This is a genomic window from Kocuria sp. KSNUG, from assembly GCF_049532735.1.
GTDB lineage: Bacteria > Actinomycetota > Actinomycetes > Actinomycetales > Micrococcaceae > Kocuria > Kocuria rhizophila.
In genome coordinates, this window is sequence record NZ_CP150981.1 from 1,293,449 (window position 1) to 1,314,937 (window position 21,489).

Genomic DNA, 21,489 nt, shown 5'->3' on the forward strand with positions numbered 1-21,489 from the left:
ATTGTCCGGTGACCGAGCACAGCGCAGCCGGGCCCCTGCTGGGCCCCGCGGAGATCAGGGAACTCGCCGAGCGGGCGGGCATCCGCCCCACCAAGACCCTGGGTCAGAACTTCGTGATCGACCCCAACACCATCCGCCGCATCGTCGCGGCAGCGCACCTCACGCCGGAGGAGCACGTCCTGGAGGTGGGGCCCGGGCTGGGGTCGTTGACGCTGGGGCTGCTGGCGGCGTCGTCGGCGGTCACGGCGGTGGAGATCGACCCGCCGCTCGCGCGGCAGCTGCCGGAGACCGTGGCGCGCTTCTTCCCGGAGGCTGCGCCGCGGCTGAGCGTGGTGGAGGCCGACGCCGCCCGCGTGCGTGAGCTGCCTGGGGATGCGCAGCCCACGGCGCTCGTGGCCAACCTGCCGTACAACGTGGCCGTGCCCGTGCTGCTGCACATCCTCGAGACCTTCCCGAGCATCCGGCACGGGCTGGTGATGGTCCAGGACGAGGTCGCGGACCGCCTGGCCGCCGGCCCGGGCTCGCGCGTGTACGGCGTGCCGTCCGTGAAGGCCACGTGGTACGCGCAGGTCGGCAAGGCCGGGGTGATCGGGAAGAACGTGTTCTGGCCCGCGCCCAAGATCGCCTCGGGCCTGGTGCGGCTGGAACGCCGCGAGCCGCCCGCCGAGGAGCGCCTGCGGGTGCCCACGTTCGCGGTGGTCGACGCCGCGTTCGCCCAGCGGCGCAAGACCCTGCGGGCGGCGCTGAGCGGCTGGGCCGGCTCGGGTGCGCGGGCGGAGGAGATCCTGCGCGCCGCGGGAGTGGACCCCGCCGAGCGCGGTGAGAAGCTCGCCGTCACCGACTTCGCGCGCATTGCGGAGGCAGCCAACGCCCTGGCCGCCGACGACGCCCCGCCCACGTCCCTGGCCGAGGCCACCCCGGTCGTGGGTGAGGGAGAGGGACCGGTTGCGGGCGCTGCCCCCGCGGGGGACCGGGACGAGGTGCCAGGAGCGGACGACGCCCCTCTGGCGGGCCGTGAGCACACCGCGCTCACGGGGCCGGACGGGACCCCGGGGGAGCGCGCATGACCGCAGCACCCCGGTGGGTCACCGCGAGCGCCCCGGCCAAGACCAACATTCTGCTCCACGTGGGCAGCCCCACCCCGGACGGCTACCACCCCCTCGAGACCCTGTTCGTGGCGGTGGACCTGCGGGAGACGATCACGGCCACCCTGGACCCCGCCCTGGCCGGGAGGAGTGTCACGGTCACGGTGGAGCCAGCGCCGGGCAGCGAGTACGCGCGCACGGTGGAACAGGGTGCGGCGAGGCTGTCGGACATCCCGCTGGACGAGCGGAACCTGGCGGTGCGCGCGGCGCTGGCGGTGTGCGACGCCCTGGGTGTCCATGATCCGGGCCTCGCCCTGCACGTGCGCAAGGCCGTGCCCGTGGCCGGCGGCATGGGCGGCGGGTCCGCGGACGCGGCGGCCGCGCTCGTGGCGGTCAACGAGCTCCTCGCGGAGCACCTCGGAACCGCACCGCTGACAGAGGGCGAGCTCTCCCGGCTCGGCGCCGGTCTGGGGGCGGACGTCCCCTTCATGCTCCTCGGCGGCGCGGCACTCGGGCGCGGCACGGGCACCGAGCTGGAACCGGTCCCCACCAGCGCGCAGCTGCACCTGGTCTTCGTCCCGCAGGACCAGGGCCTCTCCACTCCCGCGGTGTACCGCCGGTGGGATGACGTGCACGGCGTGTCGGGCACCGGCGCCCCGGACCCGGTTCCCGCACAGGCCCTCGCCGCGCTGGACCCGGCGGAGCCCGGCGCGCTCGCCGCGCTGGTCCGCAACGACCTCCAGGCACCGGCCGTCGAGCTGCTCCCGGCGCTCGCCGACGTCCTCGACCACGGTGCCAGGCTCGGGGCGCTCGCCGGCTGGGTGTCCGGCTCCGGCCCCACGGTGTGCTTCCTGGCGCCCTCCGCCGAGGCCGCGGAGCAGCTCGTGCGCGCCTTCTCCCACGAGGGGCGCCGCGCGCTCGCCACGGCGTCCCCGGTGCCCGGCGCGCGGGTGGACGCGCACGGATGAACCCGGCCCCGGGAACGCCCCGGGGCACAATCGGGTCAGCACACGTGCGTCAGCGCGGTTCGACCGGACCGGCGGGCGCGTCCGGCCCGAACGGTCCGGGCGCCGCAGCCGGGTGAGGAGTCAGCATGGCCATCCGTCCGCAGCAGGTCCGTCCCGTTCCGGAGCCGCTCGTCGCGGCGCTCGAGTCCCTGCGCCGCGAGCTCGCCATCCCGGACGACTTCCCGCCGGAGGTGCACGACGCCGCCAGGGCAGCCGCCGCCGCACCCCGCCTCCCGGAGACCGACCGCACGGAGCTGCCGCTCGTGACCATCGACCCCGAGGGATCGCGAGACCTGGACCAGGCGGTGTTCATCGAGGCCGCCCAGGACGGGTTCACGGTCTGGTACGCGATCGCGGACGTCGCGGCGTTCGTGGGCCCCGGCGATCCCGTGGACCGGGAGGCCCACCGTCGTGGTCAGACCCTCTACGCCCCGCACCAGCGCACCCCGCTGCACCCGCCCGAGCTCTCCGAGGACGCCGCGAGTCTGCTGCCGGACGGGGTGCGCCCCGCGGTGCTGTGGCGGCTGGGTCTGGATGACCGCGGGGAACTCGTCAGCACCGGTGTGGAGCGTGCCCTGGTGCGCAGCCGGGCGCAGCTGAGCTACCGCGAGGTGCAGGAGCAGCTGGACTCAGGCACCGCCCCGGAGGCCCTGCAGCTGCTGCGCACCGTGGGGCAGCTGCGGGAGGCCGTGGAGCGCGAGCGCGGTGGCGTCAGCCTGCGCATCCCGGAGCAGGAGGTGGTGGTGGAGCAGGACGAGTGGCGCGTGGTGCACCGCAGCGCCCTGCCGGTGGAGGGGTGGAACGCCCAGATCTCACTGCTCACGGGCATTGCGGCAGCCCGCCTCATGCTCGACGCGGGCGTGGGGCTGCTGCGGGTGCTGCCCCCTGCCACGGACTCCGCGGTCCGCCGCCTGCGGGTGATCGCGTCCGCGCTGCAGATTCCGTGGCCCGAGGAGGTGTCCTATCCGGAGTTCGTGCGGGGCCTGGACCCGGAGCGGGGAACCCACGCGGCCATGCTCCACGCGTGCACGCTGCTCTTCCGGGGCGCGGGCTACGAGGCGTTCGAGGGGCAGCCGCCCGGGAACAGCGAGCACTCGGCGCTGGCCACGCCCTACGCCCACGTCACCGCGCCCCTGCGCCGGCTCGTGGACCGCTACGGCAGCGAGGTGTGCCTCGCGGTCGCTGCGGGCCGCCCGGTGCCGGACTGGGTGCTGCAGGCGCTGCCGCAGCTGCCGTCGGAGATGGAGACCGCGGGCCGCAGAGCCTCCGCGTACGAGCGCGGGATCGTGAACATGGTGGAGACCCTCGTGCTCTCGGCCCACGTGGGCCAGGACTTCACGGCCACCGTGGTGGACCTCAAGGAGGACGGTTCGCGCGGGACCATCGTGATCCGGGAACCAGCCGTGGAAGCAAGCCTCAAGGCTCCCGGTCTGCGCCTGGGCAGCGAGATCCGGGTGCGGCTGCTCGGCGCGGACGTGGCGGCGGGACGCAGCGAGTTCGGACCGGTGACGGGTTCCGCCTCCGACTGATCCGTCACCTCGCGGGCCTACAGTGGGAGGGACCGCACAACGCACCAGGAGGCTGACATGTCCGTCGTGAAGATCAACGCCATCGAGGTTCCCGAGGGCTCCGGATCGGAGCTGGAGGCCCGCTTCGCCGCGCGGAAGCACTCGGTGGACGGGGAGCCCGGGTTCGAGGGCTTCCAGCTGCTGCGCCCCGTGGCGGGGGAGAACCGCTACTACGTGGTGACCATGTGGGCCACCCAGGAGGACTTCGAGGCGTGGCGGGACGGCAACGCCAAGGCCGCTCACGCGGGCGGTCCGGGCGGCGCGCGCAAGCCCGTGGCCACCGGTGCCTCGCTGCTCGAGTTCGAGGTCGTGGACCTGAACGCCGGGGGCTGAGTCCGCCGCCCGGGCCGGCACCGCATTCATCCACCATCACTCGAGCGAGGAGCACTCCATGACCGACACCGTTGCCGGGATCGCCGTCCCGGACACCGCCTTGACCCGCGACGTGACCGAGTACATCCGGGACACCGAGGACGACCTGCTCTACCACCACTCCCGCCGTGTCTACTTCTTCGGGGCGTTGCTCGGACATGCGCAGGAGATGTGCGTGGACCACGAGCTGCTCTACGCGGGCGCCATGTTCCACGACCGCGGCCTCACCGAGGACCACAAGAACTCCACCCTGCGTTTCGAGGTGGACGGCGCCAACGAGGTCTTCGAGTTCCTCATGGAGCGCGGCGCCTCCCGGGAGCGCGCGCACACCGCGTGGCTGGGCATCTCGCTGCACACCACCCCGGGGATCCCCGAGTTCATGGCGCCCGAGGTGGCGCTGGTGAGCGCGGGAGTGGAGACGGACGTGCTGGGCATGCACTTCGACCAGGTCACGGACGCCCAGCGCCGGGCAGTGGTGGAGGCCCACCCCCGTCCGGACTTCAAGAACCGCATCCTCCAGGCGTTCCACCACGGGATGGAGCACCGCCCGGGCTCCACGTTCGGCACCATGAACGCCGATGTCCTGGCGCACTTCGACCCCTCGTTCGAGCGCGACGACTTCGTGGAGATCATCAGGACCAACGACTGGAGCGAGTGAGACCGCCACGCTCCCGGCCCGTGCGGCCCCGACCGGACACCCGGTCGGGGCCGCATTTTTCTGGGCGCCGCCCGTGCGTCATAATGAGAACCATTATCAGGAAGCGGCGGAATGTTCGCCGTCGTCCGCGGTGGAACGGCCCTCGCGAGCGGCGGACCCGGGCAGCCCCGCCGCGCAACTACGAGGGAGGCGAGCGTGGACCCCGTCGACGTGATGGCAGTGGTGGGCGCGTGCGCCCCGGAACGGGCGCGGTTCGCGCGGGAGACCGCCCGGCACACCGGACGCATGCTCGTGTCCGCCCAGCGGGTGGGCGCGTCTCCGGAACCCGTGGCGGAGGCCATGTCCCTGCTCCCGTGGTGCTCCCGTCCCCAGGGGGCGGTCGTGGAGTTCCCCGAGTGCACGGACGTGACCGAGGTGATCGGTGCGAGCGCCGCCGCGGACTCCGGCGTGGTGCTCACCGGGGTGCTGTGCGTGGTGGACGCCACCCACCTGCTCGCGGAGCTGCACCGGGAGGACTGCGTGATCCACCCCGCCCTGCCCCACGCGCGGCCGCGCCACACAGCCCGCGCCCTGCTGGGCGTCATGTGCGTGGAGTTCGCCTCCGCGGTGGTGCTGGTCAACTGGGAACCGCTGACCACGCCGGAGCTCTCCACGGTGATGGCGCTGGTGAACCACCTGGGCCCGCGGGCCCGCCTGCGCCTGCACCACGGCGAGCGGGATCCGTGGCTGCGGGAGATCGCCGCGTCCGCCACGCGCTACGACGTCACCCAGGAGCGCTCCGGCTGGGTGACCCTGCTCAACCGGGAGCACGATCCGTACATGACGGATCCGCGGGTCACGGCGCTGCACTACGAGAACGTCCGGCCGCTGCACCCCGGGCGGCTCGCCCGGCTGCTGGACCGGCGGATCGAGTCGGGGGAGTTCGGCACGGTGGTGCGTTCGGCGGGCTTCTGCCGCCTGGCCACGCGCTCGCACCTGATCGCCCGGTGGAACCACGTTGGCCGGATGATCTGCCTGTCCCCCCTGGTGGGCGACGACCACGTGGCGGAGGGGGAGGAGCTGCTCGCGCTGGGGCAGGACCTCGGGATCATCGGCCTGGACCTGGACGCCCCGGCCCTGTGCACGGCACTGGACGACGCCGCCCTCACGGACGATGAGCTCGCGGCCGGTCCCGGCGCGTGGGCCACCTTCGAGGACCCCTTCCCGGCCTGGCCCACGCTGAGCGGCCGCTCGGGCTGACGGTCCCGGCGGGCTGCTCGGGGACTACTCGAGGGCTTCGCCGAGCTCGAGCCACCGCAGCTCGAGCTCGTCCACCTGCTCCTGCAGCTGCGACTTCTGCGCCGCGAGCTTGCCCAGGCCCTCGAAGTCGGAGGGATCCGCAGCGGCCATGGTGGCGTCCAGCGCCGCCACCTCCTTCTGCAGCTTCTGCAGCTTGCGCTCGACGGCGCCCAGCTCCTTCTGCGCGGCCCTCGCCTCGGCGCCGCCCAGGGCGGGCCTGCCCGCGGGCCGGGACGCGGCGGCGTCGTCCGCGGGGGCGGCAGGGGAGGAGGACGCTCCGGCGGCGAGCGGGTTGGAGGCACCCGCGGAACCCGCGGCGGAGCCCGAGGCCGCCGAGGAGGACAGCTGCAGGTACTCGTCCACCCCGCCGGGCAGGTGCCGGAAGCGGCCGTCCACCACCGCGTACTGCTGGTCGGTCACGCGCTCCAGCAGGTAGCGGTCGTGGGAGACCACCAGCAGCGTGCCGGGCCACGTGTCCAGCAGGTCCTCCATGGCGGCGAGCATGTCCGTGTCCAGGTCGTTGGACGGCTCGTCCAGGATCAGCACGTTGGGCTCGTCCAGCAGGATGAGCAGCAGCTGCAGGCGCCGCTTCTGCCCGCCGGAGAGGTCCTTGACCGGAGTCTTGAGCTGCGCGGAGGTGAAGCCCAGCCGTTCGAGCAGCTGCGTGGGCGTCATCTCCTTGCCGCCGGTCACGTACGAGGTCTTCTTCTGAGCCACCACGTCCGAGACGCGATCGTCCGCGACGTCCTCCAGCTCGGCCAGCTGCTGCGTGAGCGTGGCGATCTTCACGGTCTTCCCGCGCTTGACCCGTCCCGTGGTGGGCTGCACGTCCCCGGTGACCAGGCCCAGCAGGGTGGACTTGCCCGCCCCGTTGACGCCCAGGATGCCGGTGCGCTCGCCGGGGGCGATGAGCCACGTGACGTCCCGCAGCACCCGCGTCTCGGCACCCTCCGAGCCCTCCGGGGCGGGGAAGGAGACGGAGACGCCCTCGATGTCCACCACGTCCTTGCCCAGCCGGGACACGGCCATCCGTGACAGGGACACGGTGTCCCGGGGCGGCGGCACGTCCTCGATCAGGGTGTTCGCGGCCTCGATGCGGAACTTCGGCTTGGACGTGCGCGCCGGTGCTCCCCGGCGCAGCCACGCGAGCTCCTTGCGCATGAGGTTCTGCCGCTTCTGCTCCACCACGGCGGCCTGGCGGTCGCGCTCCACGCGCTGCAGCACGTACGCGGCGTACCCGCCCTCGAAGGGCTCGACGACGCGGTCGTGCACCTCCCACGTGTCCGTGCAGACCGCGTCCAGGAACCAGCGGTCGTGGGTGACCACGGCCAGGGCACCGGAGTTCTTCGACCACCGGCTGTTCAGGTGCGTGGCGAGCCACGTGATGCCGTCCACGTCCAGGTGGTTGGTGGGCTCGTCCAGGAAGATCACGTCCCAGTCCCCGGTGAGCAGGCTCGCGAGCGCCACCCGGCGCCGCTGGCCTCCGGAGAGCTGGCCCACGGGGGTGTCCCAGTCCACGTCCGAGACCAGCCCGGACACCACGTCGCGCACCTTGGGGTCCGCGGCCCACACGTAGTCGGGGACGTCCCCCACCACGGCGTGACCCACGGTCTGGTCCGGGTCCAGGGTGTCCGCCTGGTCCAGCATGCCCACGGTGGTCCCGGAGCGCACGGTCACGCGCCCGGAGTCGGGTGGGATCCGACCGGCGAGCAGGCGCATGAGGGTGGACTTGCCGTCCCCGTTGCGACCGACGATGCCGATCCGGTCACCCTCGTCGATCCCCACGCTCACCGCGTCGAACACGGTCTTGGTGGGGTACTCGAGGTGCACGTTTTCTCCGCCGATCAGATGAGCCACCCGCCAAGGATACAAGCGCGCGGCGGGCTCCCCGGGTGCCGCCGCGGCCCGTGCATGGGGCCCGCCCACGGACGACGACGCCGCACGGCCGGGTGGCGAGCGCCCGGGCCGCCCGCCCGTCCCGGGGAGGCGGGCCCACGGCGTCGTCGTGCGGCACGCCCGGTGCAGCTCAGGTCCGGGCACCCGCGTCCACCGCTGCCACCCTGGCGTGGGAGACTGAGTGCCATGCAGTCAACACAGGGCGGGGAAGAGCTCGCGGGAACCGTGCTGGACGAGCCCCAGGACCTCGCGGCGGCCGTGGCCCGCGTGCGGGAGCACCCCGGGCCGGTCGAGATCACCATCGGTGCGGCCCGCCCGGTGGGCTCCCACATGGGCTCCAGGGTGCGCCGCCAGGCCGCCCAGCAGCTGCGCGAGGCCGGGGCGGAGCCGCTGCTGCTGCGGGCACCCGTGGCCGTGGACGAGGACATGCCGGACGAGGGAGTGCTCGCGGAGGTCGACGACGCCCTGGGCGTGTGCCGCGGGGTGGGCGCCGGGATGCTCGTGCTCGCCCTCGGCGGGGTCTCCCACCGCGGACGCCAGCGGCAGCGGCTCTACTCGATGCTCGCGGCGCTCGCCGAGGCCGCCTCCCACCAGGAGGTCCGCCTCATGGTCCAGAACGCCACGGCCGTGGAGGAGGTGGTCATGCTGCTCGCGCTGCTCGACCGCGAGTTCGAGCAGGGGAGCCTGGACGTGAGCTCCGCGGACGTCACCTCCATGGCGTGGGACGTCTCCCGCTCCCGGGCCGCCGGGCAGTCCGACGACGACGCCTGGCACTACGTGCGGCGCGCGGCCGCCCGGGCACAGGTGGTCGTCCGGGGGATCACTCCGAAGGACGCTGTGACGCTCGCGCGCACCCTCCCAGGCTTCCGCGAGGAGCGCGCCGCGGGGCGGATCCTGACCGTGCTGAGCCGCGGAACCCAGGTGCTACAGTGATTTTTCGTGCGCCCGCGGGCGCACGTTCCTTTGTTGGCGCCCACGGGTGACAACGCTCCGCCATGGTGTAATTGGCAGCACACCGGCCTTTGGAGCCGTGAGTCTAGGTTCGAGTCCTAGTGGCGGAACGCACGACACATCGAGGCGAAGATGGCCCCCCACCGCCTCACGAGCACCCAGAGGAGTCTGGACCGTGAGCACCCCTCAGCACGCCACGACCGGGGAGAACCCCGCCGCGATCATCGTCCTGGCCGCCGGCAAGGGAACCCGGATGAAGTCCAGGACGCCCAAGATCCTGCACGAGATCGGCGGGCGTTCCATGCTCGCGCACGCGCTGAAGGTCGCGGGCGAGCTGGAGCCCCAGCGCATCGTGGCGGTGATCCGGCACCAGCGTGATCTCGTGGCCGAGCACATCGCGGACGTGGCACCGGGCGTGCTCACCGCGGACCAGTCGGACGTTCCCGGCACGGGCTCCGCGGTGGACGCGGGTCTCGAGGTGCTCGACGCCGCGGCCCCCGTGAGCGGCACCGTGCTGGTGACCTACGGGGACGTGCCGCTGCTCACGGCCGAGACCCTGCGCGCCTTCGTGGCACACCACACCGAGCACGGCAACGCCGTCACGGTGCTCACCGCGGACCACCCGGAACCGGGCAAGTACGGGCGCATCCTGCGGGACGCCGCGGGGCAGTTCACGGAGATCAAGGAGTTCAAGGACGCCACGGAGGACGAGCGCGCTGTCACCGAGGTCAACTCCGGGATCTTCGCGTTCGACGCCGCGGTGCTGCGCGACGCCCTGTCCCGCGTGGACACGGACAACGCGCAGGCCGAGAAGTACCTCACGGACGTCCCCCGCCTGGCACGCGAGGCCGGGCACCGCGTGGACGCCCTGAAGATGGCGGACTACATGGAGCTCGAGGGCGCCAACGACCGCGTCCAGCTGGCCGCCCTGGGCCACTACCTGAACCAGCGCACGCTGGAGCGGCACATGCGCAACGGGGTGTCCATCGTGGACCCCGCCACCACGTGGATCGACGACACCGTGGAGCTCGAGGCCGACTCCACCGTGCTGCCCGGCACCCAGCTGCACGGCAGCACCCGGGTGGCCGAGGACGCCGTCGTGGGCCCGGACACGACCCTCACCAACGTGACCGTGGGTCGGGGCGCCACCGTGGTGCGCACCCACGGCAGCGACTCCGAGCTGCGCGCGGGCGCTACCGTGGGCCCGTTCGCCTACCTGCGCCCCGGCACGGTGCTGGGCGAGGACGGGAAGATCGGCACGTTCGTGGAGACCAAGAAGTCCACGATCGGGCGCGGCTCCAAGATCCCGCACCTCTCCTACGTGGGGGACGCCACCATCGGCGAGAACTCCAACATCGGCGCCGCCTCCGTGTTCGTGAACTACGACGGCGTGAACAAGCACCGCACCGTGATCGGCAACGACGTCCGCATGGGTTCCGACAACATGTACGTGGCACCCGTGACCGTGGGCGACGGCGCCTACTCCGGAGCCGGTACCACCGTGCGCAAGGACGTCCCCGCGGGCGCCCTGGTGCTCACCGAGGGCAGGCAGGTCATCGTGGAGGGGTGGGTGCAGCAGCACCGCCCCGGCACGGCCGCAGCCCGCGCGGCGGAAGCCGCCCAGCAGTCTGAGCGCGAGGACCGCGCCTGACAGGGCGCGCCACGCGAGCAGGAACCACGAGGAATTCAGAGAAAGCGAGTTCACATGACCGGCATCACCAACACGGGTTCGAACCGGATGGTTCTGCTCTCGGGTCGGGCGCACCCCGAGCTCGCGGAGAACATCGCGCGTGAACTGGGCACCGAACTGGTTCCCACGGACGCCTACGACTTCGCCAACGGCGAGACGTACGTGCGCTTCGGGGAGTCGGTGCGCGGCGCGGACGCCTTCCTCATCCAGTCCCACCCGGCACCCATCAACCAGTGGCTCATGGAGCAGCTGATCATGCTGGACTCCCTCAAGCGGGCGTCCGCCAAGTCCATCACCGTGGTGAGCCCGTTCTACCCCTACGCGCGCCAGGACAAGAAGCACCGCGGCCGCGAGCCCATCTCCGCCCGTCTGATCGCGGACCTCTACAAGACCGCGGGCGCGGACCGGCTGATGTCCGTGGACCTGCACACCGCCCAGATCCAGGGCTTCTTCGACGGCCCCGTGGACCACCTCATGGCCATTCCGCTGCTGAGCGACTACGTGCGCTCCGTGGTGGACGTGGACAACGTCACCGTGGTCTCCCCGGACACCGGGCGCGTGCGCGTGGCCGAGCAGTGGGCGGAGCGTCTGGGCGGTGCGCCGCTCGCGTTCGTGCACAAGACCCGCGACATCACCGTGCCCAACCAGGCCGTCTCCAAGGAGGTCGTGGGCAACATCGCCGGGCGCACCTGCGTGCTGATCGACGACATGATCGACACCGGCGGCACCATTGCCGGCGCCGTGCAGGTGCTCAAGGACCAGGGCGCCAAGAACGTGATCATTGCCGCCACCCACGCCGTGTTCTCCGGACCGGCCGTGGAGCGGCTGTCCTCGTGCGGAGCGGACGAAGTGGTCGTCACCGACACCCTGCCCGTGCCGCCCGAGCACCAGTTCGAGAACCTCAAGGTGCTCTCGATCGCCCCGCTGATCGCGCGTGCCATCCAGGAGGTCTTCGAGGACGGCTCGGTCACGAGCCTCTTCAACGGCAACTCCTGACGCCACCGTGACCGGCCCCGGGCCGGGAACCGAGAGAGCCGCCCTCGTCCTGCGACGTGGGCGGCTCTCTCGCGTGCAGCCCGGGTTCCGGCGCAGTGGACCACGCAGGGCGGCCCGGCAGCGGCGGGTTCCCCCGGAGGTGCCGGGCTCCGCGCGCGCAGAGCGCGGGAGCTGACGTCCTTGGCTGCTCGTGGATTGCTGACGGACTGCTCCGGCGTGCCCCGGTCGGCTCCGGTGGGAACCCGGGGAGGGGGATACGGCAACGGCGGCCCGGTGCTCCGGGCCGCCGCTGAACGGGTGTGCAGGGGGGATCCGGAGATTCCGGATCCGGGACTCAGATCCTGACGACCCGCACGTGACCGGTCCTGGTGTTGAAGCCGATCATGTAGCCCTTGGAAAAGGTCTGGCGGATCTCGTCCCCGCGGCGGTACTCGTCAGTGGTGGGGAATCCCATGCCTCGCTCCATGCCACCCTGGGCCCAGCGCTTGCCGATGGCACCCTGTTCCTTGACGGCGTGCGATCCGGAGCTCGGTGTCCACATGACCTTGGTCGTCTTTCCGTTCGGCGCGCGAAACACCTGGTAGGCGCCACCGGGGATGGACCGCTCCTCGGTCGAGGGGAAGCCGTAGCCGTACTCGCTGCCGGCACCCAGGAACTTGGCGCCGATGCTGGACTTGTTGCGCAGCATGTGGGCTCCGGTGCTCGGGTGCCAGTAGGCGGTGCTGATCACGCCGTTGCGGGAGAACTGCTGGTACTTCCCGCCGTAGCCCGCGTTGCGCTCGTTGGAGACCGGCTGGCCCCACGTCGCGGCACCGCCGGTCTTCTTGTACACCGCGCCGATGCCACCGCTCACCGTGTAGCCGGACGGACGCCCACCCAGGGGCTGGTAGCTCGCGGACGAGGCCAGGGACTGGAACTGCTGCCACGAGCCGCCGTACACGTTGGAGTCACCGGAGAACGGGCCGCTGTCCGAGAACTGCCACAGATCGTAGCGGGACCAGCCGTTGGGCATGTAGCCGGGGCTGGTCACCCCGTAGGACGCGAGGTGCAGCGGGTGGTTGTTGAACTGGGCGGTGTTGCCGGTGCAGGTGCGCCACCAGTCCGCGGTGGTGTATATGGCGGGCAGCCGCCCCGTGCGCTGCTTGTAGCGGTCGGAGAAGGACGTGATCCACGAGTTCATCTGGGTGGGGGTCATGTTGTAGCACGTGTTGCCCAGCGAGGAGTACGGGTTGTACTCGATGTCCAGCAGTCCCGGCAGGGTCCGGCCGTCCGCGGACCAGCCGCCGCCGTTGTTGATGAAGAAGTCGGCCTGCGCGGCGCCCGAGGTCTGGCCGGGCAGTGCGAAGTGGTAGGCGCCGCGGTTCATGCCCACGGCGTAGGAGCCGGTGTACTGGTCGTTGAACGCCTCGGAACGGTAGCCCGTGCCCTCGGTGGCCTTGACGTAGGCGAAGCGTGCGCCGTTGGCGTACTCGGCACTCCAGTTGACGGCGGGCTGCCAGCCGGAGACGTCCATGCCGGCGATCCCCGCCGGACGCCAGGAGTTCTGCTGGATCACGAGCGACATCGAGCCCGCGGGGCCCACGCCGGTGCCCGCAGCCTGCGGTGCCGCCTTTTCGGTGGCGCCGGTGCTCGGGGTGCTCGCGCCGGACGCGGCGCCCGACGGGGAAGCCGACGCCGCGGGGCCGCCTCCCAGGACGGCCTTCTCGACCTTCTGGAGCTCCTTCTCCGAGGCGGGGGACAGCTTGGTGGTGTCCTCCATGGTCTTCATCTTCTGGCCCATGGTGGCCCCGGGGTTCTTGTCCCCGGTCTTCGGCGGCGCAGTGGGGAGCTGAGGGTCCTGCACCACCGTCTCCAGCTCTTTGGTCTCGACGGAGACCACGTCACCCTTGTCCGGGTTGAGGTTCTGGTGCGGATCCTCGGCCGCGGCGGCCGGGAGGAAGCTGGTGACGATCAGCGCGGCCGCGGTCACGGCGGCGGGCAGCACTGATTTTCGGGGGGAGATCATAGGCCTGGCCTTACTGCATGAGGGGAGCCGCTCGGCAGGGGGGAAGGCGAGCAGGCTGGGGGAACGCACTAGAAAGTGTAGAGGTTCACACAGGGAAATGAGGTACCTCACGCGCCGGTTCGTGCGACGGCGAGATGACGGGTGCGTGTCCATCCCGTGGCCCCGAGGTGACGGCCGGCCCCGACGGCGCCCGCCCGCGCAGAGTGGCCGCCGTCGCCCCGTCCCCGGCGGCCCTGATCTTCTGCCCGTGCGGGAGCCTCGCTCAGTAGGCGCCGTCCGAGGCGAAGACGGCGCGCACCGTGCGCAGCATGATGACCATGTCCTGCACGGGTGACCAGTTCTCCACGTAGTAGAGGTCCAGGCGCACGGTCTGGTTCCAGTCCAGGTTGGAACGACCGGACACCTGCCACAGGCCGGTGATGCCGGGGCGGACCCGGAGTCTGCGGTAGACGTGCTGCTCGTACTTGTCCACCTCGCTGGCCAGCGGGGGGCGTGGGCCCACCAGAGACATGGTGCCGTTGAGCACGTTGATGAACTGGGGCAGCTCGTCCAGGCTGTAGCGGCGCATCCACTTGCCCGGCTTGGTCACGCGGGGATCGTCCTTCATCTTGAAGAGCACGCCGCCGTCGGACTCGTTGGCCGCGAGCAGGGCGGCCTTGCGCTCCTCGGCGTCGGTGTACATGGATCGGAACTTGAGCATCTTGAACCGGGTGCCGTCGATCCCCACGCGCTCCTGGGCGAAGAATGCCGGACCGCCGTCGTGCGCCTTGACCAGGATGCCCAGCACGAGCATCACGGGGAAGAGCAGGATCAGCGCGGTGAGCGAGCCCACGATGTCGATGCACCGCTTCACGATCTTCTTGGCCCGTGTGAACCGCGGCGTGGCCACGTGGATCAGAGGAAGTCCGGCCAGCTGCTGCGTGTGGATGCGGGGTCCGGCCACGTCCGTGAGGCCGGTGTTCATGACCAGCCGGATGCGCTCGTCCGCGAGGGCCCACCCGAGGTGCCGGATCTCCGTGGTGCTGAGCGGCACCGCGGCCGCCATCACCAGGGTCTCCACGTCGTGCTCGCGGCAGGCCCTCATGATCCCCTGGACGCTCGGGCGGTCCGCGGACGCCAACGCGTTCTCGGGCAGGCGGACGGACGCCAGGGACTCGGGCAGCTTGTGGTGGGAGGTGGGCATGTAGACCACGACGGGGTCGAAGCCCGCGTCAGGGCGGCTCTGCAGCTCACTCACGAGCTCCACGGCGCCGGGAAAGCGGCCCACCACCATGGTGCGGGACATGTTGAGCCCGCGGGAACGCCGGTGCATGAGCTGGCGGCGGGCCCACATGCGCCCCCCGAGCAGGGTGAGCGTACCCACGGGCAGGGCGATCAGGATGTACCCGCGTGCGGTGGGCACGTTGAAGGCGTAGGACGCGATGGCGATCGCCGCGAAGAGCGTGAGCGAGGCCGTGACCAGCTGCTTGGCCTCCTCAGCCCCGTTGCCGATCAGTCGCACCCCACGGGTGCCGCGCAGCTCGAGCCACACCCACCAGCCGACCCCCAGCATGATGCCCACGAGCCAGTAGGGAATGGGGAGATCGTCCAGCTGCAGCAGCCCCTGGAGCCGGCCGAAGCGCAGCGCCTGGGCCACCGCCAACGCGATGACGAGTGCGACGGCGTCGTAGATCCTCAGCTCGCGCTGGTAGCTCTCACGCCAGGACAGATGTTTGTGCCTGTGGCTTGCCTTCTGGAACACGGTCGACGAACCTTCCCCCAAAAACCGTTCGACGGCGAGACGCCCCACGCGCTCGCCCGGGTGCTGGTCCGATAAGAGGCGGCCCCGGCACCACGGTGTTCATCTCCCCCGAGATTTACGCCCGCTAACACCCAAATATACCCATCACCTGCTCGAATGCCCCGCAATCGCATGCTTCGATGCAGATGTGTGGACAGGGGGAGCGGCGGATCGCGGCGGGCTGTGGACCGGACGGGGGTCGGATGTCATCCGGTGTGGTGCCCCGCCGCCCGAGGGGTCCCCGTCACGGCTGCGCTCCGACCGCGGCTACCTCATGGCCCCGGGCTCGTCGTTCCAGCGGCGCGGGCAGCCTGAGGTATGACGCCCTCGGGCCGGTGCTGGCGGCGTCGTGACCCGGCCTGGCCCGCGGCGCCAGCATGGTATCCTGACCGGGTTGCCAAGGCGAGGGGGCGTGCGCGCCCCGTTATCGACGACGGCCTGTGGATCCTTTCGATCCGCCGCACCCGGTGCACACTTCCCGGGCGGTGGGCGCAGTGCCGCACCACGTCGGTCGCAGACCGCCCGAACGTCCGGTGCCACTCGCACCGTGAGCGCGCGGACGGTCTGACGGTGACCAACCAGACCAACGATCGAAGGAGCACCATCATGGTGGATGTCATCACCATTCCTGCAACCCTGCGCACCGACTTCGGCAAGGGCTACGCCCGCCGCGTGCGCGCCAACGACCAGATCCCGGCCGTGATCTACGGCCACGGCGCCGAGCCGCTGCACGTGACCCTGCCGGGCCACGAGATGATGCTGGCCTCCCGCAACTCCAACGCCGTCCTGGAGATCAACGTGGACGGCGAGGGCCACCTGGCCATGATCAAGGAGGTCCAGCGCCACGCGGTGCGTCCCGAGATCCTCCACATCGACCTGCTGACCGTGCGCCGTGGCGAGCGTGTCGAGGTCGAGATCCCCGTGCACGTGGAGGGTGAGGTCGCACCGACCGCCATCCACAACGTCGAGGAGAACGTCCTGGTCGTCGAGGCCGACGCACTCAAGGTTCCCGAGTACCTCGTGGTGGACATCGCGGACCTCGAGGCCGGCGAGCACGTCTATGCCAAGGACGTCACCCTGCCCGCCGGTGTCACGCTCGTGTCGGACCCCGAGCTGCTGGTCATCAACGTCTCCGAGCCCATCGAGCAGGACCTGGGCGAGGAGCCCGAGACCGAGGACGAGGAGACCGAGGGCGAGTCCGAGGACTCCTCCGAGGACAGCGAGTAAGGACCGTTCCCACCGCGCGCCCGGCAGCGGACGCGACGCGGTCTCGGACGGCGGCGGGTGCCCTGGGCGCCCGCCGCCGTTCTGCGTCCGGGGGACGATCCACGCTCCGTGCGGCATCCCGTCATCGGGGTGGCGTGGACGTCGCTGCGGGGCGTGGCGGCCGGACCGCCGGGGACACCCCGGGATCCGGACCACCCGATCTCCGATGAAGCCGCGGGACTCGTTCGCACCGGTCGACGAGGCGTTCCAGGCCGGCGGGTGGCTGACCACCGGAGCCGAGCACAGTACGAGAGTCACGACGAGTGAGGAGCAGGACATGGGCGATCGCACCCTGGTGGTGGGGCTGGGCAACCCGGGTGACCGCTACGCGGGCACGCGGCACAACATCGGCGCCATGGTGGTCGCAGAGCTCGCGGCGCGGGCGGGTGCACGGCTGTCCGCGCACAGGGCGCGCGCCGCGGTGGCCGAGACGCGGCTGCGCCCGGGCGCCCCGAGGCTCGTGCTGGCCCAGCCGCTGAGCTACATGAACCTCTCCGGCGGACCCGTGCGCGCCCTGGTCGGGTACTACTCGCTGGGGCTCGAGGACCTCGTGGCGGTGCACGACGACATCGACCTCCCCTTCGGCGCCGTCAAGCTCAAGCGCGGCGGCGGGGACGGGGGACACAACGGGCTGCGGGACATCACCAAGGCCATGGGCGGCAAGGACTACGTGCGCGTGCGCGTGGGTGTTGGCCGCCCGCCCGGACGCATGGACACCGCGGACTACGTGCTCAAGAGGTTCTCCGGCGCGGAGGCCAAGGAGCTGCCGCTGCTGGTCTCCGAGGCCGCGGACGCCGTGGAGATGCTCACCGAGCAGGGGCTCACCGCCACCCAGCAGCACGTCCACCCGCGCAACCCCGCCTGACCGGCCCGGTTCCCGCCAGCAGACCGGCGGCTGCACCACGGAGGGCAGAGCGCCCGGCCACGGTGGCCCGGATCGCTTCGCCTCCGACGTCCGAGACTCTCCGGCGCAATGGACCCCACGCGCCCGGCCCCGGCCCTCTCGGTCCAGATGATTCGGTGCCGGGTCACTCGGTCCGCGCCGTTCGAGGCCGTGCAGGTCAGATCACGGCACGGACAGAAGCAGCGCCCTTCCCCGCAGGGAAGGGGCGCTGCCCTTGTCCGGGGGTGCGGCGTCGTCGACTCAGTCCAGGGTGTCGGGATCGTGACCCGCGGCGCGCATGGCCTTGTACTTGCGGTTGCGCGGGGCGATCAGGGCGGCGCCCACGATCGCGGCCAGCAGCGAACCGCACAGGATGCCCACCTTGGCGTGGTCGCTGTGCGGGCTGCCCTCACCGAAGCTCAGCTCCGCCACCAGCAGGGACACCGTGAAGCCGATGCCGGCCACCACGGACATGCCCAGCATGTCGAACCACGAGTAGTCCTTGTCCTTCTCGGCGGACGTGAACCGGTCCATGAGCCACGCGGCACCGAAGATGCCCACGGGCTTGCCGATCAGCAGACCCGCCACGATGCCCAGGGCCACGGGGTCCGTGGCGGCGGCCTGGATGCCCTCCCAGCCGCCCACGGCCACGCCCGCGGAGAAGAACGCGAACACCGGGATGACCAGTCCGTTGGACAGGGGCCGGAACCGGTACTCCAGCGCGGGGGCCAGGCCCAAGCGGGGGTCCTCCTGGCGGATGATGCGCGGCTCCTGCTTCAGCACGGGAACCATGAAGCCCAGCAGCACACCGGCGATCGTGGCGTGGATCCCGGACTCGTACACGAGCCACCAGGTGATCACGCCGATCGGGAGCAGGATGACCCAGGCGGCCCAGTGCTGCGCCATGAACCAGCCCATGTACTTGTGGGTGAGGAACCAGAACAGACCCAGCATCACGGCGGCGCCGGCCAGGAACCCGAACTGCACGCTCTCCGTGTACACGAAGGCGATGATGGCGATCGCGATGAGATCGTCCACCACGGCCAGGGTCAGCAGAAACGTGCGCATGGCCACCGGCAGGGAGGAGCCCACGACCGCGAGAACTGAGACCGCGAAGGCGATGTCGGTGGCCGTGGGAATGGCCCAGCCGTGCAGCGCCGTGGGGTCACCGCCCGAGGCCAGGTTGATGCCCAGGAAGATCAGGGCGGGGACCACCACACCGCCCACGGCGGCGACCACTGGCAGGATCGCCTTGCGCAGGTTGTGCAGCTCCCCGTCCACGAACTCCGCCTTGAGCTCCAGGCCGGTGAGGAAGAAGAAGATCGCGAGCAGTCCGTCCGAGGCCCAGTGCCCCACGGTGTGCTGCAGCCCGGCCACCTCTCCGGGACCCACCTCGGCGTCCCGGAGCCCGAAGTAGGCCTCGCTCCACGGGGAGTTGGCCACCACGATGGCCAGGACCATGGCGATCAGCAGGAGGAGCCCGCCCGTGGTGTCCTTGCGGAGGAATGTGGTGATGCGTCCCCCGGATTCCGGGGCCGTCTGCGTGTCCGTGCTCACTACGAGGATCTCCCAACGCGCGGGCCGTGGCCGGCCCGCGACTGTCGTGTCGGATGGGGGACGGCCGGGCGGCACGCGGGGTGCCGTCCGGCCGTCCGGGGCGTTGCTGGTGTCAGTGCTGGGCGATCCACGCCTCGGCCTGGCGGGCCTGCAGGGTCAGTGCCTTGCCGATGTAGGGCTCGGCGGCCGCGGCGATCTTCTTGCCGACCAGCGGGATGCTGGCCTGGACCTCGCCGGTGACGTCCACGGAGGTCTCCTGCTCACCCAGAGGCTTGATGTGCTGCGCGGCGGTGGCGCCCACGGGCAGGCCGGAGGCCTTGATCTCGGTGCGCACGGTGCGGGAGCCGTCCGCGGCGGGGGCGTCGTACGTGTCCACCTGGGTGAACTTCACGCCGTTCTTCACGAACTTCTTCACGGCGTCGGGCAGCTTGTCCGAACCCATGCTGCGCACGGTGGTGGCGGTGAAGGCGGTGGAGGTGTCGCCGTTGACCTCGAAGGACTCGAACGTGGCGCCCCCGAGCTCGCTCACGTGGCGCACGAACGCCTCGTCCACGAAGGTCTTCAGGACGGTGTCCACGGGGGCCTTGATGGTGGTGGATGCGTTGACGGACATGGTGCTCCTTGCGGGATCGGTAGCGGTTCGTCGGTTCCCGAGCGGCGCGGGGCCGCAACGGGTGCTGCGTCCACTCTAGTCGCGGGTCGCTGCCGCGGCGCGCGCGGTGCGCTCGCGGCAGCACAGGACGTCGTTGGATCGGCGGGTGCGCCACCCCCGAGAAGGTGTCCGCCGAAGAAGGGACGCACCCTTTCCGTCCGGGGCGACCGGTCGGGCGGCGCCGTCACCTAGGCTGGACGTCGAACGCGACGGGGGGTCGCCAACCGGACCGGGGGTGCGGCGGGAAACCTCGTGGCGGGCGCTCTGGGGAGAGCAGCACACGGGAGTCGACGGCGGAGTTCTTGCAGCCCGCCATCTGGGGGAGAAGACCATGAGCACGAGGACGGGAACGACCGCGTCCCGGGGTTCGCGAGGCGCTGCGGCGTCCGCCGTGGACCATCCGGGCGCATGCCCGGGACCGGTGGGAATCAGGGGAGCCGGCATGTGGACGGGCCACGGTGACACCGCGACCGTGACGTGGCTGCACACTCCGGAGAACGGGCGGGTGCGGGCGCTCGTGGTCCTGGCACCGCCCGCGGGTCTCGACCACGCCCGGTCCTACCGGCTGCTGCGTCAGCTGGCCATGCTCCTGGCCGGTGCCGGCTACTGCGTGGCCCGCGTCAACTACCGCGGCACGGGGGACTCCCACAGCGTGCATCCCCACGACGACGTCGTGGACCTGTGGGTGCGCAACATCCTGGACGCCGCGGACCAGGCGCGGGCGGTCTGCGAACTGGAGGGCCTGGAGACCTACGGCATCGGCTACGGGGTGGGAGCAGCCCTGACGCTGCGCGCGGCAGAGCACCTGGACCACGTGATCGCCTGGGAACCGGAGAGCGGAGCCGAGTTCGTGCTGCGGTGCGCCCGTCGCCCAGAGGTCTCCCCGGACCGCGGTGCGGAACGGGAACGTGTGGATCTCCCCGGCTTGCGGCTCACGGCTGAGCAGACGGCGCGCCTGTGCGCGCTGGTGAGCCCCGGGGCGGGTGGGTGCGGGCAGCACGGGGTGCAGGTCCTGCGTTCGAGCCACCGGGATCGCGGACCCTTCGATCGCGGGAGAGAACTGGACGAGGAGCCGGTGCACCCCGACGTGCTGGAGGATCTGCTGTGGGCTCTGCCCCGCCCGCCGCTGCAGCCGTTCGCCGCCACCGGGAGGGGGTCGGTGCACAACGAGTTCGTGGCGGAGCCCGGCCGCCCGTGCGTGGAGGAGATCGTGGCCGTGGAGTCACGGGGTCACTGCGGTGTGCTCACCGCGCCCTCCGCGCCGGCGCCCGGGAGCGCCGACGACGCGTCCGCGTCGAAGCTCCCCGCGGTGGTGCTGGTGGGTGGACGGGACGGTGCGCGGGACGAGCGCGGGCTGTGGCCGCGGGTTGCGCGGGAACTCGCCGCACGCGGCGTCGTGTCCCTGCGCGCGGACGGTGACGCCGCGGGTGACCGCGTGCCGCTGTGGCAGGACCACCTCCTCGATCCCCGGGGCGCGGGTGCCGCGCGCGCGGTGCGGGACCAGGTGCGGTGGCTCGGCGCACGCCGTCCCGGGTCCGTGGTGCTCGTGGCCGCGGGCGAGGGCGCTGCGCCGGCTCGGCAGCTGGCGGGCGATCCGGCAGTGGCGGACGTGGTCCTCCTGGGGCCCTCCGGGCGGGCCACACCCACAGCGCGGCGGGGGTCCACGGCAGCGGACATCCTGAGCACCGTTCACGGCCTGTGGGAGCGGCGCCCGGCTCCCGCCCCCGGTTCACGACGGCTGCGGAATGAGGCTGGAAGCTCGGGCATTCTCACCGGGGACGCCCAGGAGCGGGCGGTCCGTGAGCTGCTGGCACTCCTCGCGCACCGGTCGTGAGAACGGGCCCG

The 21,489-nt window shown here is 71.7% G+C and carries 17 protein-coding genes and 1 tRNA gene; 13 read left to right on the plus strand and 5 right to left on the minus strand.

The genetic code is table 11. The annotated features are described in order from the left end of the window. Positions 1-8 precede the first annotated feature (8 nt). The 6 genes from rsmA to AABM36_RS05590 all read left to right on the plus strand — a co-directional run bounded on the left by rsmA (position 9) and on the right by AABM36_RS05590 (position 5,929). Complete coding sequence (gene rsmA, locus AABM36_RS05565) at positions 9-1,067, plus strand: 16S rRNA (adenine(1518)-N(6)/adenine(1519)-N(6))-dimethyltransferase RsmA (protein ID WP_423447808.1); 1,059 nt, start codon at positions 9-11, stop codon at positions 1,065-1,067. Further along, a complete protein-coding gene (locus AABM36_RS05570) occupies positions 1,064-2,053 on the plus strand; it encodes a 4-(cytidine 5'-diphospho)-2-C-methyl-D-erythritol kinase (RefSeq protein ID WP_423447810.1) in 990 nt (329 codons plus the stop codon). The genes rsmA and AABM36_RS05570 overlap by 4 nt, the downstream gene beginning before the upstream one ends. A 125-nt stretch (positions 2,054-2,178) precedes the next feature. Then, positions 2,179-3,621, plus strand: a complete 1,443-nt coding sequence (locus tag AABM36_RS05575) for an RNB domain-containing ribonuclease (RefSeq protein WP_423447812.1) — start codon at positions 2,179-2,181, stop codon at positions 3,619-3,621. 57 nt (positions 3,622-3,678) lie between these two features. Beyond that, entirely contained in the window at positions 3,679-3,993 is a 315-nt protein-coding gene (locus AABM36_RS05580) for an antibiotic biosynthesis monooxygenase family protein (RefSeq protein ID WP_423447814.1), read from the plus strand. A 58-nt stretch (positions 3,994-4,051) separates the two neighbouring features. Then, positions 4,052-4,690 carry a diguanylate cyclase gene (locus AABM36_RS05585; RefSeq protein WP_423447816.1) on the plus strand — a complete coding sequence of 213 codons (639 nt, stop codon included), beginning with the start codon at positions 4,052-4,054 and terminating at the stop codon, positions 4,688-4,690. A gap of 195 nt (positions 4,691-4,885) precedes the next feature. Beyond that, positions 4,886-5,929 (plus strand): GTP-binding protein, encoded by a 1,044-nt coding sequence (locus AABM36_RS05590; protein ID WP_423447818.1) that lies wholly within the window; start codon positions 4,886-4,888, stop codon positions 5,927-5,929. Between the two features lie 24 nt (positions 5,930-5,953). On the opposite strand, the gene AABM36_RS05595 is transcribed toward AABM36_RS05590, so the two are convergent. Further along, positions 5,954-7,825: an ABC-F family ATP-binding cassette domain-containing protein gene (locus tag AABM36_RS05595; RefSeq protein WP_423447820.1), complete on the minus strand. Its 1,872-nt coding sequence runs from the start codon at positions 7,823-7,825 to the stop codon at positions 5,954-5,956. A 225-nt stretch (positions 7,826-8,050) separates the two neighbouring features. On the opposite strand from AABM36_RS05595, the gene AABM36_RS05600 reads away from it, so the two are divergent. The 4 genes from AABM36_RS05600 to AABM36_RS05615 all read left to right on the plus strand — a co-directional run bounded on the left by AABM36_RS05600 (position 8,051) and on the right by AABM36_RS05615 (position 11,501). Next, complete coding sequence (locus AABM36_RS05600) at positions 8,051-8,797, plus strand: hypothetical protein (protein ID WP_423447822.1); 747 nt, start codon at positions 8,051-8,053, stop codon at positions 8,795-8,797. A gap of 56 nt (positions 8,798-8,853) precedes the next feature. Beyond that, positions 8,854-8,925 (plus strand) — tRNA-Gln (locus AABM36_RS05605). A 65-nt stretch (positions 8,926-8,990) separates the two neighbouring features. Continuing rightward, the gene (gene glmU / locus AABM36_RS05610; protein WP_423447824.1) at positions 8,991-10,466 is read left to right on the plus strand and encodes a bifunctional UDP-N-acetylglucosamine diphosphorylase/glucosamine-1-phosphate N-acetyltransferase GlmU; all 1,476 of its coding nucleotides are present in this window, start codon (positions 8,991-8,993) and stop codon (positions 10,464-10,466) included. 54 nt (positions 10,467-10,520) lie between these two features. Continuing rightward, positions 10,521-11,501, plus strand: a complete 981-nt coding sequence (locus AABM36_RS05615) for a ribose-phosphate diphosphokinase (RefSeq protein ID WP_039102235.1) — start codon at positions 10,521-10,523, stop codon at positions 11,499-11,501. 334 nt (positions 11,502-11,835) lie between these two features. On the opposite strand, the gene AABM36_RS05620 is transcribed toward AABM36_RS05615, so the two are convergent. Both AABM36_RS05620 and AABM36_RS05625 read right to left on the minus strand, forming a co-directional pair. Continuing rightward, entirely contained in the window at positions 11,836-13,506 is a 1,671-nt protein-coding gene (locus AABM36_RS05620) for a GH25 family lysozyme (RefSeq protein ID WP_423447826.1), read from the minus strand. Positions 13,507-13,768: 262 nt separating this feature from the next. Further along, positions 13,769-15,247: a sugar transferase gene (locus AABM36_RS05625; protein ID WP_423447828.1), complete on the minus strand. Its 1,479-nt coding sequence runs from the start codon at positions 15,245-15,247 to the stop codon at positions 13,769-13,771. Positions 15,248-15,892: 645 nt separating this feature from the next. On the opposite strand from AABM36_RS05625, the gene AABM36_RS05630 reads away from it, so the two are divergent. Both AABM36_RS05630 and pth read left to right on the plus strand, forming a co-directional pair. After that, complete coding sequence (locus tag AABM36_RS05630; RefSeq protein WP_423447830.1) at positions 15,893-16,513, plus strand: 50S ribosomal protein L25/general stress protein Ctc; 621 nt, start codon at positions 15,893-15,895, stop codon at positions 16,511-16,513. A gap of 316 nt (positions 16,514-16,829) precedes the next feature. Continuing rightward, positions 16,830-17,417 carry an aminoacyl-tRNA hydrolase gene (gene pth, locus AABM36_RS05635; protein WP_423447832.1) on the plus strand — a complete coding sequence of 196 codons (588 nt, stop codon included), beginning with the start codon at positions 16,830-16,832 and terminating at the stop codon, positions 17,415-17,417. A gap of 279 nt (positions 17,418-17,696) precedes the next feature. Here the strand turns inward: pth and nhaA are convergent, their stop codons facing one another. Then, positions 17,697-18,992, minus strand: a complete 1,296-nt coding sequence (nhaA, locus tag AABM36_RS05640) for a Na+/H+ antiporter NhaA (protein ID WP_423447834.1) — start codon at positions 18,990-18,992, stop codon at positions 17,697-17,699. Between the two features lie 112 nt (positions 18,993-19,104). Continuing rightward, positions 19,105-19,605 carry a DUF2505 domain-containing protein gene (locus AABM36_RS05645; protein WP_423447836.1) on the minus strand — a complete coding sequence of 167 codons (501 nt, stop codon included), beginning with the start codon at positions 19,603-19,605 and terminating at the stop codon, positions 19,105-19,107. Positions 19,606-20,086: 481 nt separating this feature from the next. Between AABM36_RS05645 and AABM36_RS05650 the strand changes: the two genes are divergently transcribed. Continuing rightward, entirely contained in the window at positions 20,087-21,478 is a 1,392-nt protein-coding gene (locus AABM36_RS05650; RefSeq protein ID WP_423447838.1) for a hypothetical protein, read from the plus strand. The last annotated feature ends 11 nt before the right edge of the window (positions 21,479-21,489 follow it).

What these genes read in the sequence shown, in the direction of transcription:
- AABM36_RS05570 (WP_423447810.1), top strand. Translation starts at nt 1,064, where the DNA reads ATGACCGCAGCACCCCGGTGGGTCACCGCGAGCGCCCCGGCCAAGACC.
- AABM36_RS05575 (WP_423447812.1), top strand. Translation starts at nt 2,179, where the DNA reads ATGGCCATCCGTCCGCAGCAGGTCCGTCCCGTTCCGGAGCCGCTCGTC.
- AABM36_RS05580 (WP_423447814.1), top strand. Translation starts at nt 3,679, where the DNA reads ATGTCCGTCGTGAAGATCAACGCCATCGAGGTTCCCGAGGGCTCCGGA.
- AABM36_RS05585 (WP_423447816.1), top strand. Translation starts at nt 4,052, where the DNA reads ATGACCGACACCGTTGCCGGGATCGCCGTCCCGGACACCGCCTTGACC.
- AABM36_RS05600 (WP_423447822.1), top strand. Translation starts at nt 8,051, where the DNA reads ATGCAGTCAACACAGGGCGGGGAAGAGCTCGCGGGAACCGTGCTGGAC.
- AABM36_RS05615 (WP_039102235.1), top strand. Translation starts at nt 10,521, where the DNA reads ATGACCGGCATCACCAACACGGGTTCGAACCGGATGGTTCTGCTCTCG.
- AABM36_RS05620 (WP_423447826.1), bottom strand. Translation starts at nt 13,506, where the DNA reads ATGATCTCCCCCCGAAAATCAGTGCTGCCCGCCGCCGTGACCGCGGCC.
- AABM36_RS05630 (WP_423447830.1), top strand. Translation starts at nt 15,893, where the DNA reads ATGGTGGATGTCATCACCATTCCTGCAACCCTGCGCACCGACTTCGGC.
- pth (WP_423447832.1), top strand. Translation starts at nt 16,830, where the DNA reads ATGGGCGATCGCACCCTGGTGGTGGGGCTGGGCAACCCGGGTGACCGC.
- AABM36_RS05645 (WP_423447836.1), bottom strand. Translation starts at nt 19,605, where the DNA reads ATGTCCGTCAACGCATCCACCACCATCAAGGCCCCCGTGGACACCGTC.
- AABM36_RS05650 (WP_423447838.1), top strand. Translation starts at nt 20,087, where the DNA reads ATGTGGACGGGCCACGGTGACACCGCGACCGTGACGTGGCTGCACACT.